Annotated in this window: 15 protein-coding genes; 2 read left to right on the top strand and 13 right to left on the bottom strand. The window is 31.1% G+C overall.

Going from position 1 to position 17,393, the window contains the following annotated elements:
* Positions 1-145 precede the first annotated feature (145 nt).
* The 7 genes from XO11_RS09455 to XO11_RS09425 all read right to left on the bottom strand — a co-directional run bounded on the left by XO11_RS09455 (position 146) and on the right by XO11_RS09425 (position 7,749).
* Entirely contained in the window at positions 146-1,138 is a 993-nt protein-coding gene (locus tag XO11_RS09455) for an ABC transporter ATP-binding protein (RefSeq protein ID WP_175418534.1), read from the bottom strand.
* Positions 1,135-2,097: an ABC transporter ATP-binding protein gene (locus tag XO11_RS10765; protein ID WP_041638620.1), complete on the bottom strand. Its 963-nt coding sequence runs from the start codon at positions 2,095-2,097 to the stop codon at positions 1,135-1,137. The genes XO11_RS09455 and XO11_RS10765 overlap by 4 nt, the downstream gene beginning before the upstream one ends.
* Before the next feature lie 3 nt (positions 2,098-2,100).
* Positions 2,101-2,973 carry an ABC transporter permease gene (locus XO11_RS09445; RefSeq protein ID WP_014297372.1) on the bottom strand — a complete coding sequence of 291 codons (873 nt, stop codon included), beginning with the start codon at positions 2,971-2,973 and terminating at the stop codon, positions 2,101-2,103.
* Between the two features lie 9 nt (positions 2,974-2,982).
* Entirely contained in the window at positions 2,983-3,990 is a 1,008-nt protein-coding gene (locus tag XO11_RS09440) for an ABC transporter permease (protein ID WP_014297371.1), read from the bottom strand.
* 53 nt (positions 3,991-4,043) lie between these two features.
* Positions 4,044-5,546, bottom strand: a complete 1,503-nt coding sequence (locus XO11_RS09435; protein WP_014297370.1) for an ABC transporter substrate-binding protein — start codon at positions 5,544-5,546, stop codon at positions 4,044-4,046.
* Between the two features lie 153 nt (positions 5,547-5,699).
* Positions 5,700-6,530, bottom strand: a complete 831-nt coding sequence (locus XO11_RS09430) for a DUF4382 domain-containing protein (protein ID WP_075780751.1) — start codon at positions 6,528-6,530, stop codon at positions 5,700-5,702.
* A 73-nt stretch (positions 6,531-6,603) separates the two neighbouring features.
* Positions 6,604-7,749: an MFS transporter gene (locus XO11_RS09425; protein WP_014297368.1), complete on the bottom strand. Its 1,146-nt coding sequence runs from the start codon at positions 7,747-7,749 to the stop codon at positions 6,604-6,606.
* A gap of 761 nt (positions 7,750-8,510) precedes the next feature.
* Here XO11_RS09425 and XO11_RS09420 point away from each other — a divergent pair.
* A complete protein-coding gene (locus XO11_RS09420) occupies positions 8,511-9,212 on the top strand; it encodes a class I SAM-dependent methyltransferase (RefSeq protein ID WP_175418533.1) in 702 nt (233 codons plus the stop codon).
* A gap of 17 nt (positions 9,213-9,229) precedes the next feature.
* Here the strand turns inward: XO11_RS09420 and XO11_RS09415 are convergent, their stop codons facing one another.
* Complete coding sequence (locus XO11_RS09415) at positions 9,230-11,158, bottom strand: ABC transporter ATP-binding protein (protein WP_014297366.1); 1,929 nt, start codon at positions 11,156-11,158, stop codon at positions 9,230-9,232.
* 1 nt (position 11,159) lies between these two features.
* On the bottom strand, positions 11,160-12,872 hold the full coding sequence (locus XO11_RS10760) for an ABC transporter ATP-binding protein (protein ID WP_255370598.1): 1,713 nt from the start codon (positions 12,870-12,872) through the stop codon (positions 11,160-11,162).
* Between the two features lie 122 nt (positions 12,873-12,994).
* On the opposite strand from XO11_RS10760, the gene XO11_RS09405 reads away from it, so the two are divergent.
* Positions 12,995-13,732: an MBL fold metallo-hydrolase gene (locus XO11_RS09405; protein WP_014297364.1), complete on the top strand. Its 738-nt coding sequence runs from the start codon at positions 12,995-12,997 to the stop codon at positions 13,730-13,732.
* On the opposite strand, the gene XO11_RS09400 is transcribed toward XO11_RS09405, so the two are convergent.
* The 4 genes from XO11_RS09400 to fliL are packed head-to-tail and all read right to left on the bottom strand — an operon-like array spanning position 13,715 to position 17,338.
* On the bottom strand, positions 13,715-14,350 hold the full coding sequence (locus XO11_RS09400; RefSeq protein ID WP_014297363.1) for a hypothetical protein: 636 nt from the start codon (positions 14,348-14,350) through the stop codon (positions 13,715-13,717). The two genes, XO11_RS09405 and XO11_RS09400, sit on opposite strands and share 18 nt — an antisense overlap.
* Positions 14,347-15,723, bottom strand: a complete 1,377-nt coding sequence (fliY, locus tag XO11_RS09395) for a flagellar motor switch phosphatase FliY (RefSeq protein ID WP_075780749.1) — start codon at positions 15,721-15,723, stop codon at positions 14,347-14,349. Before fliY ends, XO11_RS09400 begins: the two co-directional genes overlap by 4 nt.
* A 14-nt stretch (positions 15,724-15,737) precedes the next feature.
* Positions 15,738-16,766: a flagellar motor switch protein FliM gene (gene fliM, locus XO11_RS09390; protein WP_014297361.1), complete on the bottom strand. Its 1,029-nt coding sequence runs from the start codon at positions 16,764-16,766 to the stop codon at positions 15,738-15,740.
* 23 nt (positions 16,767-16,789) lie between these two features.
* Positions 16,790-17,338 (bottom strand): flagellar basal body-associated protein FliL, encoded by a 549-nt coding sequence (gene fliL / locus XO11_RS10755; protein WP_014297360.1) that lies wholly within the window; start codon positions 17,336-17,338, stop codon positions 16,790-16,792.
* Positions 17,339-17,393: the final 55 nt, after the last annotated feature.

The raw sequence follows: 17,393 nt of genomic DNA, 5'->3' as shown, positions 1-17,393 counted from the left end.
AGCACAGAACGAAGACTTTGCAAAGATTACAAAGGTTGCCAATAGACTTGAAGATTTAAGTGAAGAACTTAATACTCTTATTAAACAATTTAAAATTTAAACGTTATAAAAATAAATCCCCTGTTTAACAGGGGATTTATTTTTATTATTTTGCGTATAAATGACAGCTTACTTCATGTTGTTCATCAATCTTTATTACTGGTGGTTCTTCTGTTCTACATTTTTCTGTTGCATATGGGCATCTTGGATGAAATCTACAACCTTTTGGCGGATTTACAGCATTTGGCACTTCACCTTTTGGTATAATCTTTTCTTTGTTTAATTTTGGATCTGGTTCTGGCACCGCTGAAATTAACGCTTTTGTGTAAGGATGCGCAGGATTTCTATAAATATCCTCAAATGTTCCTATCTCTACGATTTTTCCAAGATACATAACTGCAATCCTATCACAAATATATTTTGTAGTTGCTAAATCATGTGTAATGAATAAATATGTGAGATTAAATTCTTCTTTAAGATCTATCATTAATTTTAAAAGCTGTGATCTAACAGAAACATCAAGCATGGCAATTGCTTCATCTGCAACAACAAATTCAGGCTTTAATGCCAATGCCCTTGCAATAACAACTCTCTGTCTTTGACCACCTGATAAATCACGAGGATATCTGTCATAATATTCCTCAGCTGGCTTTAAATTAACCCTTTCCATTATATTATATACAATTTCTTTCTGTTCTTTATATGTTTTTCCTATTTTATGTATTTGCAATCCATGCCGTATTGCTTCACCTATTTTCATATACGGATTTAATGCTGCCATTGGATCCTGAAAAATTATCTGAATTTTTTTTCTGAATTTTCTTAATTCTTCCTGAGATAATGATGTGATATCAACACCATCTATTTTTATTATTCCATCTGTTGGATCGAGCAATCTTAAAACTAAACGCCCTGTGGTTGTTTTTCCAGAACCGGACTCACCAACTAATCCCAATGTCTCTCCTTTATTTATAACAAAAGAAATATCATCAACAGCCTTTACAAATTTCTGCGGTTTTCTCGTTATAACCTCTGATATAGACCGTTTTAATGGAAAATATTTTTTTAAATTCTTTACTTCTATTAATGGAGTACTCATGCTTTCACCTTCTCATATAACCAACATTTTACTCTTGTTCCATCAACTTCAAAATCTGGTGGAACTTCATTATGACATTTTTCTGTAGCATATGGACATCTATTTGCAAATCTGCATCCTTTTGGTGGTTTAACAAGATTCGGTAAATCTCCAGGAATATACCTTAATTCTCTATCATCAATGTTAGTATTTGGAATTGATTTTAATAATGCCTGTGTATATGGATGTTTAGGCTCATAATATATCTTTTCTGCTGTGGATAATTCAACAAGATGACCTGCATACATTACACCTATTCTATCTGCCAGTTCAGCAACAACACCTAAATCATGTGTAATAAGAATCATGGACATATTGTGTTCATCTTTAAGCTTTTTTAAAACTTCCATAATTTGAGCCTGAACAATAACATCCAGAGATGTTGTAGGTTCATCTGCTATAACAAGATCTGGTTTTAAGACCAAAGACAATGCAATCATAACCCTTTGTCGCATCCCACCAGAAAACTGGAATGAATATTCATTCATTCTTACAGGATCTATACCAACCTCTTCAAGTATTTTTGCTGACATTTTAAATGCTTCATCTTCCGGAATCTTAGGATAATGCGCCTTTATAGTTTCCAAAAATAAATCTTTTACCTTCATAATTGGATTTAATGAAGTCATTGGATCCTGAAAGATCATGGATATATTTTTCCCTCTTATTTTTCTCATCTGACGTTCATTATATGGAGCTATATTTTCTCCTTTAAATAAAATTTCACCATCAATTCTGGCATTTTTAGGCAATATTTTCAGTAAAGATTTACCCAATGTGGATTTTCCACAACCAGATTCTCCAACTAATCCTACAGTTTCATTTTCTTTAATAGATAAATTTACATTTTGAACGGCACTTACCCAGCCATTTCTTACTTCATAATTTATATTGAGATTTTTTATTTGTAATATCACAATGCTTCACCTTCTCTCACGAATAGTAGGATTGAGATATTCATTTAATCCTTCACTAAATAATGAGAATCCCAAAACTATTGTAATAATTGCCATACCGGGATATAATATTCCCCACCATGCTCTTGATAATACAAATCTCTGTCCATTACTTAAATCATAACCCCAATCTGGTGTTGGTGGAGCAATTCCCAACCCCAAAAAGCTCAATCCTGCTTCTGTCATTATTGCATCAGCAAGATTCATAGATAAAACAACTACAACAGATGGTAAAACATTAGGAAGTATATATTTAAACAATATTTCCCAATTTTTTGCTCCTAATGCTCTTGCTCCTTCTACATATAACTCATTTTTTATAGCTGTTACCTGATTCCTGATCACCCTATAATATGTTGGTGTATATACAACAGCTATGGATAACGCTATATTTATCATACCTGGTCCAAGCACTGCTGCTATTGCAATAGCAAGTATAAGTCCTGGAAATGAATATATTGCATCCATAATTAATGTTAAAACTCTGTCCAATGGTCCTCCTATATATCCTGATAATAACCCCAGAGGAATTCCAAATAATGATGCAAAACCAACAGAAATAAATGCTATGGATAATGCTATTCTTGCACCATATAATATTCTGCTGAATATATCTCTACCAAGATTATCTGTTCCAAATATAAATTGACTGTTTGGAGCGCTTAAAGCCCTTCCAACTCTTTGTATTGGATTATATGGAGCTAATTGAGGTGCAAAAATTGCCATTAAAATATAAAATATTAATATCATTGCACCTATAAATGTAATCCATCCTGTTCCACTTTTGAATAATTCCTTAAAAAAAGATGCTATTTTATGTGAATAAAATTCTTTATCCATATTATCACCTCAATATCTAACTCTTGGATCTATAAGTGCATTGATAATATCAACTATTATACTAATAATGACAACAAACAATGCAAAAAATGCTATTGTTCCCTGAATAGCAGGAAAATCTCTATACCTTATTTTCATTACCAGATAGCTTCCAAGTCCCGGCCATGAAAATGTTGTTTCTGTTAAAACAGCACCTGCTAATAATATAGCAAGCTGTAATCCCATAACTGTTAAAATAGGCACCATGGCATTTCTTAAAGCGTGTTTGTATAAAACCCTTCTCTGACTGATTCCTCTTGCTCTTGCCGCTGTTGAAAAATCCTGGGATAACATTAAAATTGTATTATTTCTAACCATTCTTAAAAATATACTTGAAATAACCAATCCTAACGTTATACCAGGCATTAATAAATGTTTTAATACATCTATTAATGCTTCCCAATTGCCTGTTATTATAGAATCTATTATAAAAAATCCTGTTTTGGTATCAAGAGATACTATTGGAGATAATCTACCGGCAACTGGTAACCATCTTAAGATCATTCCAAAATAATATTGCATCATTAAACCAAACCAGAAAACAGGAATGGCGTATATAAATACTGAATATACTCTTGCTGTAATATCTATAAATCCATCTCTATGTGCCGCCGCTTCACTTCCCCAGAATATACCTATTAACACTGCAATTAAAAAGGCAAATAAGGTTAACTCAACTGTTGCAGGAAATCTATCTTTTATTTCGTTCCATACCGGTCTTGAGGTTAATGTTGAAGTTCCTAAATCACCTCTCAATAATCCACCAAGATAATCAAAAAATTGTACTACAATGGGTTTATCAAGACCAAGTTCATGTCTTTTTTGATCAATTACGCTTTGGGGTGCTTTACCACCCATCATAGCCATAACTGGATCCCCCGGAATAATCCTCAAAACAAAAAAGATAACTGCAAGAAGTATAAAAATCATAGGTATTGCAAGTAATATTCTTGTAAGTATATAATCTTTTAAGGACAAAACTATCACCTCTCTAAAAACCCCGCCGCATGGCGGGGAGTTTTAATTAATGATTATTTTTTGTAGATTAAATAATATCTGAAGATCTGAGTTGGTTCAAGCAATACACCTTTTACATTCTTTTGTGATGCAACAACTGCTACTCCCTGCCATAATGGGATATTTGGAACATCAACAACAAGATGATTCTGTACCTGTTCATAAAGATCTGATCTTGTGTTTTGATCTACACAAACTCTTGCTGCTCTCATGAGATCTTCTGTTATTTTGCTTTCATAGAAACTACCCATTGATTTTGCACCGTTTATACTTAAGAATGGCCATAAGTAATCATCAGGATCAATATAATCTGGATACCAACCAAGTAAGAATAATCCCATTGCACCATTTAAGAAGTAATCAACATATGTTGACCATTCTGCATATTTAATATTTACCTTAATTATTCCTGTTTCTTCAAGAGCTTCTTTAAGAACCTGTGCAACATCTGCTTCTGTTGTACCATAATGTGTTGGTGAATACCATAAGTCTATTGTCAATGGTTTATCAAACCAATAACCAGCCTGCTGTAATAATCTCTTGGCTGCATTTAAATTTCTTTTTGGGAATATATCTTTATGACTCCACATTCCCATTGGAACCATTGAATATAATGGCTGTGCAAGTCCTACAAATACATCATCTACTAATCTTTCTCTATCAACAGCATACATTATAGCTTTTCTTACCAATGGATTATCAAATGGTTTTTGTTTTGTATTTAAAACAAGATATCTAATCTGTGGACTGCTACCTTTTAATACTGTGATATTTGGATTTGCTTCAAGATCACTAATATCCCTTGGATCAAGATGTCTAAATGCAATATCAATCTGTCCTGTTTCAAGAGCCAATCTTAATGTTGCTGCACTTTCATAGAATGTAATTATGATTTTATCTGTTTTTGGTGCTGGACCGTAATATTTGTCATTCTTTTCAAGAACAATTCTTACATCTCTAATCCATTCTGTTATCTTATATGGACCTGATGCTGATGGTGCTCCTTCATAGAATGAATTTTCTGGATACAATTTTGGATTTACCGGCCATGCTACTGTATATCCTAAAACTGATACAAATGCTGAGAATGGGTATTTTAATTTAATCTGGAATGTATAGTCATCAACAACCTTTGTGCTGTCAACTATATCTGTTAATAAGAATGCAGGATCACCATTTAATTTCATTGCCCTATCAATTGAGTATTTCATAACCTTTGCATCAATTGGTGTTCCATCTTCGAATTTTGCATCTTTTCTTAAATGGAATGTATAAGTAAGACTATCACTTGAAACTTCCCATTTTTCTGCAAGTGATGGAATAAGGTTTGAAGTATTCACTTCATAATCAACAAGACCTACCAATACATTTTGAAGAATGTTGCTTGAAAAATAATCATAACATTTTGCCGGATCAAGTGTTCTAATCTTATCAGTAGTTCCTACTACCACAACACTTTTAGCAAAAGTAAATACAACAAATAACGTAATCAAAACAAATAACAATACTTTCTTCATACTATCCCTCCCTTTAAAATATGATGAATTTAATCTTAAATAAAACAAATAGACATTTTTTGATAATATTATTATAACATAAAATAAAGAATATTTACAAGTTTTTATAAAAAAAATTTGCCCGCTTTTTAAAAAGCGGGCAAATTAAGTTTTTTACTGATTTGATATATCTATTTTTATATTTGTGATATCTTCACCGGATACGATTATTTTTTCTGTTGCATCTGGAGTGTATTCACTAAGGTCTTTAGTTACATCAATATTTGAATATACTTCTATTGTATAGTTACCGTCTTCATATTTCCCAAGACAGAATACACCATTATCATCTGTTAATGTTGCTCTTAAAATTGTGGAATCATCACTAATTGTTACAACAGCCATAGAAACTGGATCTGTTCCATTAACAACTTCTCCTTTTATTAAATAATGATTGTCTGCTAAACCTCTTCTATATGTTGGTTTTAATACAGGGGATAATAAAATTTCTGGAGAAGTTAAATTTCCTTGCACATGTAATGATCTTACAACATCAAAATCAAGAACTAATTCTCCACCTTCTCCAATTTCAATGTCAACATTTTGAATTTTTATCTCGTTGAGTTTTAATTCAACAGGGTATTCCTGATCATTAATTGTTACTGTCGCATCTTTTACTGTCAATGTTATCTGAGAAAGCACTGCGCTTGCCGGTAATTCTATTGAAAATAATGATGTTTCAGTGCCTGCTAATGATAAAATGTCATATGCCTTATTAATTTCAACTGGTGTTCCATCATAACTTGTTCCATTTATTGAATATTTATAACCAAAACTTTCAATATAAACGTCTAATTTATCAATGGTGTTTAAAGGCATATCTGTTAATAATACTTTTACTGTAGATGTTTCTTCTGTTTTTAATTCTTCCTGTGTATTTACACATCCCACCAACGCAAAACTTAATATAAGCAATGCCACTAAAAGATATGATACTTTTCTCATATCAATCCCTCCTTCTGAATAAAATTCTTTTCAATTCTACTATACACCTCAAACCTTAAAAAAACCTTAGAATTTATCTGGAGGGATATCTTAACCCAAAGAAAGTTATTATTGAATTTGCAAATAAAACAATGAAAGATATTGTAAATACCATATCATATGAATATTGAGAAGCTATATACCCAGCTGCAACAGGTGTAAAGATTTTTGAAAATAATTGAATTCCATTAAAAAGACCTTCATATCTACCAAAATTAACAGGTGCATATTCCTGTTTTAACGGTTCTTTCGACGAAATCCATAATACAAAACCTATACCCAATAACACATGTGAGAAATAAAATGGTATCCATCCTTTTACCAGTAACATAGCATAAAACAATGACATTATAAATGTTCCAATTACAATGGCATCTTCATTTTTTAATTTTATATATTTTTTCCACAAAACAGATGTCAATACTGTGAGAGAAAATGCAACCTCATAAGTTAACATAACCTTTGCATCAGCATTTAGTATATCTTTGATATAATATGATATGATTAAGTAACTTCCAAAACCGAAATTTGCAAAAAAGATTATCTGGTTTAAAAGGACTGTTATATATTTTTTTATATTGGGTTTATGAATTTCCATATGTTCTTCGTGTAAATCACTTCCGCTTTTTACAAAAGGAAGATATTTAACCATTAAAACAGCATATAATATATTTAACGCCGAAACAGATAAAAAGACATTTCTATAAAAATTAAGAGATGTTTTATCGTAATCCATAAAGAATATTATTGGAACAAATAATAAAACCTTTACAAATTCTGATATAAGAGGCAATAGAAAATAGAATTTTTCTCTTTTATTTGGTGGAACAATAGCCCTTTCATACATGCTAACAAGAGGCCAGAATATATCTATACTTCCAATAACTATTTGTGCAATTAAATATATATAAGAATTAAATGCAAAAGCGAGAATTATATTACCAATTGCAAATAGTAGTCTTCCAGCTGCAAGACCATAATTAGGAGATTTTTTTTCAAAAAAATGTCCAAGAGCAAAGGTGAGTATTGCCTGTATTCCATATACTACAGAGAATACTATACTTGCTTCATATACGTTCAGGCCTATTTTGCTCGCATACATTGGCGAAAGCAATATTGTTATAAATGAAAATGCTGGTATTGAGTTTATTATGAGATATTTTCTTAAATTTGAATCCACAGGTATCACCTCATAAAAATTAGTTTTCCGAATTATTATATATTAAAAATTATTAAAAATCAAGGATTTTTTTATTATTTTCCTGGAAATAATAATATGTATGTTCGTCCTTTTGTGGTGTTGATTGAGAAAAATAAAAACAATGAAGACCAAAAATTTCTTATTAAGAAAACATTCATAAAAAGGTTCATTCAGGCGGTGAAATTTCTTATTCCTCACTCCAATATTGCTTGCCGCCGCCGCTCAGACATCACCTCCTGTGCTGCTTCGCTAAAAATCACATCCATGTGATTTTTACGGCTCACGCAATATCTCCGTTCGGGAAATTTCAAGCCTTCATTCACCTTTTTATTCATGTTTTCTTTCGAGTATATAAATGAAAGTAGAAAAATAATATGAACGAAGACTAAGAATTTCCCGAAATGGAGATTATAGGACAGTTGGAAAAAATAAAAGCGAGTGAAGGATCGCAGAGTGCCTGATTGTATAAAAGAAAGTAGAAAAATAATATGAACGAAGACTAAGAATTTCCCGAAGCGGAATGCAGAAAATTCGGGTTGGAAAAACAGGAGGTTTTGGAAAGCGAAGCACTTCATGGACGAAGTGTCTGAGCGTGCCCGAATTTTCAAATGGAGCGAGGATTAGAAATTCTTGCTGTCTGAGAGAATATTATTTTTCTACTTTCAAAGATAAATTTTGAGGATCAGCAACCAAGTCGTAAAAATGAAGATTTGTTTTAATTTCGCTATGGAGGGAATTATATGAATATAGATAGAAGATTAAAAAATTCTTATGAGAAACTGGCAAATCATTATGAGAAGGATGTAGATACTAAAAGTTTTAATGCTTATTATGAAAGACCTGCTATGACCAGATTAATTGGTAATGTGAATGGGTTGAAGATTCTCGATGCCGGTTGCGGTGCAGGTTATTATATGGAATTAATGATAAATAAAGGTGCAAAAGAGGTTGTTGGGATTGATTTTTCAGAAAATATGGTTGCTGCTGCGAAAAGAAGGATTAAAGATAACGGAAAAGTATTTCTTCATAATTTAAACGAAGATTTACCTTTTGAAGATAGTTATTTTGATTTAATAATCTCATCGCTTACTCTACATTATGTAAAGGATTTAAATAAGGTTTTCATGGAATTATCAAGGGTTTTGAAAAAAGATGGACATATTGTTATTTCTATACATCATCCTATGATGACTTACCTTTATTTTCAAATAGAAAATTATTTTGAAGAAGTTTTGCTGGAAGATAGGATTAATGGTATTCCTGTATTTTTTTATCATAGACCGCTTGAAATGATTATAAATGCTTTTGCTAAAAATAATTTATTTATTGAAAGAATTATTGAACCAAAACCCATAAAAAAATTCATGGAACAGGATGAAAAGAATTATAAAAAACTTATGAAAAAACCACAATTTATCCTTATTAAAGGAATAAAAAAATAGCCAGCTAAATTGCTGGCTTAATTTGTTTCGTACTGTAATCTATAAAGGTCATAATATATGCCTCTTTTTTCCATTAAATCATTATGTGTTCCTTCTTCAACTACTCTTCCTTTATGGACAACAAGTATTCTATTGGCTGTTTTTATTGTGGATAATCTATGCGCAATGGATAATATTGTAACTTTTCCTATGAGATTTTCCATGGCTTTTTGTATTAAATATTCCGTTTCAACGTCTATATTAGCTGTTGCTTCGTCTAAGATAATTATTTTTGATTTGAATATTACTGCTCTTGCAAGTGCTATTAATTGTCTTTCACCTGCTGATAATGTGCTACCTCTTTCAAGTATTTTTGTATAGTATTTATCCGGAAATTTTTCTATCATTTCATGAGCATGTACCTGTTTCGCTGCATTTATTACTTCTTCCTCACTAATACTTTCATCGAACATTCGTATGTTATCAAGTATTGTTCCTGTAAATAAAAATACATCCTGTGGAACAACAGCTATTTGCCTTCTTAATGCCTTTATATCGTAATCTTCAAGTTTTGTATTTCCTATGAATATATCTCCCATTTGCGGTCTGTATAGGCCATTTATTAATTTTATAATTGTTGTTTTTCCTGAACCTGTTTCACCAACTATTGCTATATTTTCATGTTCTTCAATTTCAAATGAAACATTTTTGAGTATATAATTGTCCTTTTCATATGCAAATGAGACATTGTGAAATTTTATACTGGCTTTATCAATCTCTTTTTTTAAACCTTTGCCATAATCCTCTTCTTCAAGTTCATTTAATTTGAATATTTTTTCTGCTGATGCAAATGCATTTTGCATAATATCGTATTTTTCTGCAATATCAAATAAAGGTCTAAAGAACATATCTATATATGAGGTAAATGCCACAAGAACACCAAATGAAACGAGATTTTGTTTAAATAATCCTGCACCAAACCAGAATAATAAAGATATGGTTATATAATACATAACGTTCATAAATGGTCTGAATAATCCGTTTAATATTATTTGCTGCATTCTTGCCTTATATAGTTTATGGCTTAAATCATAAAATTCCTTTCTTTTTCTTTCTTCCTGATTAAAGGCCTTGGTTACTGCTGCACCAGAAATATTTTCTGCAAGGAATGAGTTTGTAGCTGAAATCCTCGTTCTTGCTTTTACATATATCTTTTTATCCAGAACACCAAAAATCCATGTAACCAAAATTATAGCTGGAAACATTATGGTTACATATAAAGATAATCTAACATTCATTTTAAACATTACTATTATTACACCAATTATTATTGCAACGTCTTTTGTTAAACTGGTAAGAACGTCTGTGAAAAATTGCGATAGATTTTGAGTATCGTTTACAGTTCTAGTTGTTATTTTTCCTGTTGGATTTTTTGTAAAGAAGTCAAGAGGAACATGTAGCATATGTATATAGAGTTTTTCCCTGATATCATATATTACCTTTTGCCCCAGCAAATTGGAAAATATTACCTGCCCGTAATTAAAAAGGAATTGAAAAAAGAAAAGGGTTATTATTATTATAGAATATTTGGAAATTTCACTTAATGCACCTGTTTTAACGTTTTTTACAAATTCATCTTTAACGGGTATCTTTTCATTTGTTTTATCGTTTATCATGTAATATGAATCATTTTCATGTTTTAAAACATATTCACCGTTTGGTGTGCTTTTAAATGTATCATCGACTTTTTCAAATTTATATGCAGCATTTATAACATTATCAATTACATATCTCATTATTGTTGGTATGGTTAAATCAACTACTGTAGAGGCAACAAGAAAGATTAACGCAGCTATAAGTATTGCATAATATTTTCTTATATATTGCCATAAATCTTTGAATATTTTTCTATTTGAATAACTTCTTTGCTGTTCTTCTTTTAATATATCTGTATGAGCTGTTCGCATATTATTCCTCCTCTAACTTTTCTTCAATGAGCTGTTTCATATACATACCATAATATACGCCTTCAAGTGCCATTAATTCCTGATGAGTTCCTGATTCAATTATTTCACCATCATCAAATACAAATATTTTATCTGCGTTTCGAACAGCTTTTAGTCTATGGGATATAACTATCATTGTTTTGTTAATTACATTATTTCTTAAATTGTTTATTATTGCTTCTTCTGTTTCTGTATCAACAGCAGAAAGACAATCGTCCAGAATTATAAAGGAGGCATCTTTAGCCAATGCTCTTGCAATACTTACCCTTTGTTTCTGACCGCCGGATAATGTTACTCCTCTTTCGCCAACAAGCGTTTTATATTTTTCAGGTAATTCAAGTATATCTTCATGAACATTAGCTATTTTTGCAAATTCCGGCGCTTTTTCTACCTGTTCAGGATGGGCAAAACTTATATTATCTTCTATTGGCATTGAAAATAAAAATGATTCCTGAGGAACATATGCGATATTATCTCTTATTACCTTAGAATGTAATTTGTTAATGTCTATACCATCAATAAATATTTTCCCGTCTTCCACAGGATAGAATTTTAAAAGCAGTTTAGCTATTGTGGATTTTCCAGAACCTATCTTTCCAACAAAAGCTACCATTTCTCCCGGTTCTATATTCATATTTATATTTTTTAAGACTATTTTATCTGTTCCTGGATATTTAAAGTTTAAATTCTTTATTTCAATTTTCCCTTTAAATTTATAATTTTCATCTATTTTTTCTGGTTCAGGAACATTTGATTTTGATTTCATTATTTCCATTAATCGCTGGTAGGAAGCTTTACCTCTTTGTAATACATTTACTACCCATCCTATTGCCATCATAGGCCATACTAACATACCAATATATGAGTAAAACATTATTAACTGTCCAAATGTAATTTCTTCATTTATTACCATTTTCCCACCAAGATATATGGCAATTACACCAGACATTGAAGCTAAAAATTGAATTAACGGAAACATTAATCCCCATGTTTTTATTAAGCTCATCTGGGCATCATAGTATTTTTGAGATCTGTCATTAAATCTTTTTAACATTGTTTTTTCAAGAGAAAATACCTTTACAACATGAATACCTGCATAACTTTCTTCTGTATGGTCTGATAAATCAGAAATTGTTTTTTGTAAATGTTTAAATAATTTTCTTATTGTTTTTCCAAAGAATAGTGTAATTAAACCTATTATTGGCAATGGCAATAATGAATATATTGTAAGCTTTAAATTGACAAAGTTTATCATTGCATATATGGTTATAGAAGACATAAATAATGTGTCTATCATCATTACTATTGACGGCCCCATTGCCATTCTTACAGAATTTAAATCTTCTGTAAATCTGGTCATTAAATCTCCTGTTCTCCATTTGTCATAAAAGTCATATGACTGGTCCAATATATGACCAAACATTTTGTTTGCTGTTTTGAATTCAAATAATCTTGAAGTTCCAAATATAAAAAATCTCCATATAAATCTTCCTATCATTATTGAAACAGCAAGTGTAAGCATTGAAATAATATAGGTTTTAATGACATTCATATTTTCAATATTTTTCAGGTTGTCAATTATTCCACCTATTTTTTTAGGAATAAATATTTGAAAATAATCAATCATCAATAAAAAAATTATCCCTATTAAATAACGCCACCAATTTTTTTTCACAAATTCTTTGATTATAATATTCACCCCCTATTGTTTGTCTTACAAACAATTCTAACATTTTTAAGGAAAAAAATCAATATATAAAGAACTATTAAATGAAAATGATTAAGGAGGAGTCTATAATGCTGGAGGTAATTAATAATAAGGTTCTGGTGTTCTGGTTTGAAAATATGGCAAGTAATGTTACAGCTGTAGAATTAAATGAAGAGGTAATTTTAATCGATTCTTCACTTTATCCTGAAAAGTTAGAAAAAATTATAGAGTTAGTTGAATTGAGAACTAAAAAGAAGGTAAAAAAGGTATTTTTAACCCATTATCATCCTGATCATTCATTTGGAGCAATTTTTTATGGAAAATTAGAAATAATCCTATCAGAAAAGACTATGATAAAACTTTTTGATTATGACAATGAAATTCTTGAAAAAATTTCAAAGGAATCTGAATACGATTTTTCTGATTTACAGAAAAAACTTGCTAAATGCAAATTTAATATTTTCAGAAATGATACTTTAAATACCTCTTCAAAATCTGTAATTAGTGGTATTTCATTGGGAGGTCATACTGCAGATTCCACTATTTATAAGATTTATCCGGATAATATTCTTATTGCGGGGGATTTAATTGTTTCAGGAACCCATTCTGAACTTGATGATGGCAATATTGATAACTGGATAAAGATTTTAAATGAATTTAAATCACAGGATATAAATAAAATAATTCCCGGTCATGGAAAACCGGGAGGAAAAGAACTTATTGATTTTCAACTTGATTATCTTAATACATTTAAATCAGGTAATGTTGAAGAATTATTGAAAAAATTCAAAAAACTTAAATATCCTGAATTACTCAACAGAGAATGATAATAATTTTTCTTTTATGAAATCTGTATTCATAGGTGAGAAGTTGAAATATACTTCCACCTTTTTTTTATTATTTGAATTATAAAATTCCATCTTTTCAGCATAATATGTGTTATAAATTTTTTTCATATATATTTTTAACTGTGTATAATCAACACGCATTAATCTGAGAAGATTTTTTGTTTTAGGATAAAAATAATATATATTATAATTATCTGTCTCTATTTTTTTTATTATAAATTTTTCAGGTGTATAAGAAACAGAAAGCACTTTTATAAAATTAATAAATACTTTCAGGTTTTGTTTTATATTATCATAACTATCAGCCGGTTTACCGTTTAATTCTGTATAAAATTTATCTTTATGATAATCATAATAATAGCCTATTCCGGATAGTATTTCCGGTTCATGAATTTCAAAATAATAATATTTATAATTATCCACATATAAATCAAGAAAAATTGAGGTAGGTGTTGCATCTACCTCAAATTTCATTTTTATTGTAACTTTAAATTGCTGCAATTTTGAATATTCTGAAAATTCATCGTATATATTATCAGAAAACGATATTATAGAAATTATTATTATCAGAATTAAAAAGATGCTTTTTCTCATCATTTTAACGCTCTCAACCTTTCTTCTAAAGATACTATTTCTGTGATTCTAACACCAAAGTTTTCATCTATAACAACAACCTCTCCACGTGCAATTAATCTGCCATTTACATATATATCTACAGGTTCACCGGCTAATTTATCCAATTGAATCATTGATCCCTGATGGAAATTAAGAATATCTCTCAATGAATATTTCCTTCGACCAAGTTCAACAGATACATTTAATGGTACATCAAATAATAATTGTAATTTTTCATAGTCTATCTCTTCTGTTGGTTCAACTGTTTTTCCTGAAATATTCCCAAATGTTTTTGGTTGTACATTAACCTGTTGTTCCGGCGGGATATATCCCATTGGTTGTTGCATCGGCATTTGTTGTGGATATTGAGGATACATCATTGGCTGTTGCATTGGCATTTGTTGTTGTGGATATTGAGGATACATTGGTTGTTGCATCGGCATTTGTTGTTGTGGCATCATTGGTTGTTGCATTGGCATCTGTTGTTGCGGCATTGGTTGCTGCATCGGCATCTGTTGCTGCATTGGCATTTGTTGTTGCATTGGTTGTTGAGCTGGCATTTGAGCCGGAGCTCCTGCAGCCTGTTGTGCCTGTGCATTTTCTTCAAGATCAACCTGTTGTGCTGCAAGAACTTTTTCTTTTATATCATGTGCTATATCTATTGGAACAAATTGCCACATTTCCCCATCTTTCATTCCCTGAATCTTTAATATAAATTTAACAGCTATTATTGTATCTGCTGTTCCCTCAAAATCAGGTGGAAAGGTTAAATTGGGATCATCAAAATCCAGAACCTCTACCTGAGGTGGCGTTATATCAACTTTCGTTTGCAAAAAATCCGAAAGCGATGTAGCCGCTGCACCCATCATCTGGTTTATTGCTTCTGCTAATGCGCTTATTGATATTTCATCAAATGTTTCCGGTACATTTTCACCTGTACCACCCATCATTAAGTCTGCAATAATGGAGGAGATTTCAGCAGGGAATAAAAAGAAATTTGTACCCCGTAATCCATCTTTATAGTTTATGGATATCATTAAATATTTTCCACTAAATTGATTTTTTAATTCAGACTTTAATAATTTAAGCGGTGTTGGACTTGATATATCAACCTTTCTTTTTAATAAGGTTGATAATGTTGTTGCTCCAGCACCCATTGCAATATTTCCAACTTCTCCAACAAGGTCTAATAACACATCATCAACCTGTGCATTTTCACTTGAAGTAGTTGGTCCACTTGCTGATGCTGAAGCTGAACTTCCAGAATCAGCTGTATTTCCAGAACTATTTTCTTCCTGAGTTAATCCCTGTAAGAGCGCGTCTAACTCCTCTTGAGATAAAAATTCATCAGACATTTGTTACACCTCCATTATTGCAAACTCTCCAGATATCTTTCCACAAGCACTTTTTCAAGCAATTCAGGATCTTCTTTTTCTATTTTTATAGCATAATGTCCTTTATGTGTTCCAGGAGTTCCCTTGAATACAGGTGTATCCTGAATGGTTACATCAATTGGTTCATCATTAAATGAATCAAGTCTTATAACATCACCTATGTCTATATTTAAAAATTCACCCAACTGAAGCGTTGTTTTTCCCAATACAGCTTTAACATCTGCTTTAGCCATTAACACGGAATTTTTTAATTTTTCCATTTGTTTTGGTGATGTTTTTATATCTGGAGACCATAATCTTGTGGTCAATTTTTCATTTATTGGTTCTAATAACGAAGAAGGCCAACATACATTTATAAATCCCTGTATATCTCTGAAATTTATTGATAATGTAATTAACACTGTCATTTCGTTTGGAGCCGCAATTTGAACAAATTGCGGATTAAACTCTGTTTTTTCCAGAATAGTGTCAAATGGCACTATTGTGGCCCATGCCTTACTTAATGCTTTTATTAAAGATAATCCCTCTTTTCTTAAAATTGCAAGCTCTAATTCAGTAGGTGTTCTTAATGTTTCGAGAGGAATTCCAGGTCCTCCCAATAATTTATCGACTAAAACATAACCAATATCAAGCCCCATCTGAAATACTGCACTTCCTGGCAATATATCTGTTGAGAATACAGATATAAATGTTGGACTTGTTAGAGATTGCTGAAATTCACTAAATGTAATCTGGTCTACACTGGCAAAGGTAACATTTACATATGATCTTGCTCTTGAAGATAAATATGTTGAAACATCCCTTGCATAGTTTTCATGTATTAATTGCAATGTCCTTAGCTGTTCCTTGGAAAATTTCATTGGCCTTCGGAAGTTATACTCCCGAATATTGGCCATTATATCTTCTTCTTCATTTACATTTGAGACAGCTAAAGAACCCGCCTCCATCGCCTGCAATAACGCATCTATTTCCTCTTGTGACAACGTTTCATTTTCTGGAGGCATACTTTCACCACCTTTTTAATAAACTAATAGGCTGAAGTTATAACAACTATATCAATAATAACCTGTATCACTCCATATTTCTCTTTTTCTCCAACAAATCCTGTAATTTCATTTACAGCATTTTTTATCTGATTCTTTAAAATCTCTCTTCCTTCAACCGTAGTTAAATCTTCACGTGTTTTGGTAATAAAGATAAGGCCTATCGCTTCTAAAATTTCAACATTGTATTGGGCTACTGCCTCTCTACATTCATCACTTCCAACCTTTAATTGAAGTGCATTTACTATTGCTATTTCATTTCCACCTTTTAACATAAATTGTCTTTGATTACCAGGCCTTATTATTTCAGCTAATCCAACCTGTACAGCCTTTTCTTCAACTCCCTGAGCCTGCTGTTGTGCCTGTTGTTGTGCCTGCTGAGCAATATTCTTACCAAGCATATTTATTAAAACAAAAGCACCACCAACAGATAAAGCCACTGAAACAACTATTGCAATAATTAAAAGCAATATTATATTGGGACCTTTTTTACCACCCTGTTGCTCTTCTTCCTGGATTTCTTCTTCAGGCACTTAAATCACCTCTCTTATCTCAAGCGCTGTCTTAAAATCAATAAATCAATTCTTC

It is taken from the genome of Marinitoga sp. 1138 (assembly GCF_013363265.1).
GTDB lineage: Bacteria > Thermotogota > Thermotogae > Petrotogales > Petrotogaceae > Marinitoga > Marinitoga piezophila.
Note: the sequence above shows the minus strand (reverse complement) of the source record. Positions and strands in the feature narration are given on the sequence as shown.

What these genes read in the sequence shown, in the direction of transcription:
- XO11_RS09455 (WP_175418534.1), bottom strand. Translation starts at nt 1,138, where the DNA reads ATGAGTACTCCATTAATAGAAGTAAAGAATTTAAAAAAATATTTTCCA.
- XO11_RS09445 (WP_014297372.1), bottom strand. Translation starts at nt 2,973, where the DNA reads ATGGATAAAGAATTTTATTCACATAAAATAGCATCTTTTTTTAAGGAA.
- XO11_RS09435 (WP_014297370.1), bottom strand. Translation starts at nt 5,546, where the DNA reads ATGAAGAAAGTATTGTTATTTGTTTTGATTACGTTATTTGTTGTATTT.
- XO11_RS09430 (WP_075780751.1), bottom strand. Translation starts at nt 6,530, where the DNA reads ATGAGAAAAGTATCATATCTTTTAGTGGCATTGCTTATATTAAGTTTT.
- XO11_RS09420 (WP_175418533.1), top strand. Translation starts at nt 8,511, where the DNA reads ATGAATATAGATAGAAGATTAAAAAATTCTTATGAGAAACTGGCAAAT.
- XO11_RS09415 (WP_014297366.1), bottom strand. Translation starts at nt 11,158, where the DNA reads ATGCGAACAGCTCATACAGATATATTAAAAGAAGAACAGCAAAGAAGT.
- XO11_RS09405 (WP_014297364.1), top strand. Translation starts at nt 12,995, where the DNA reads ATGCTGGAGGTAATTAATAATAAGGTTCTGGTGTTCTGGTTTGAAAAT.
- XO11_RS09400 (WP_014297363.1), bottom strand. Translation starts at nt 14,350, where the DNA reads ATGATGAGAAAAAGCATCTTTTTAATTCTGATAATAATAATTTCTATA.
- fliY (WP_075780749.1), bottom strand. Translation starts at nt 15,723, where the DNA reads ATGTCTGATGAATTTTTATCTCAAGAGGAGTTAGACGCGCTCTTACAG.
- fliM (WP_014297361.1), bottom strand. Translation starts at nt 16,766, where the DNA reads ATGCCTCCAGAAAATGAAACGTTGTCACAAGAGGAAATAGATGCGTTA.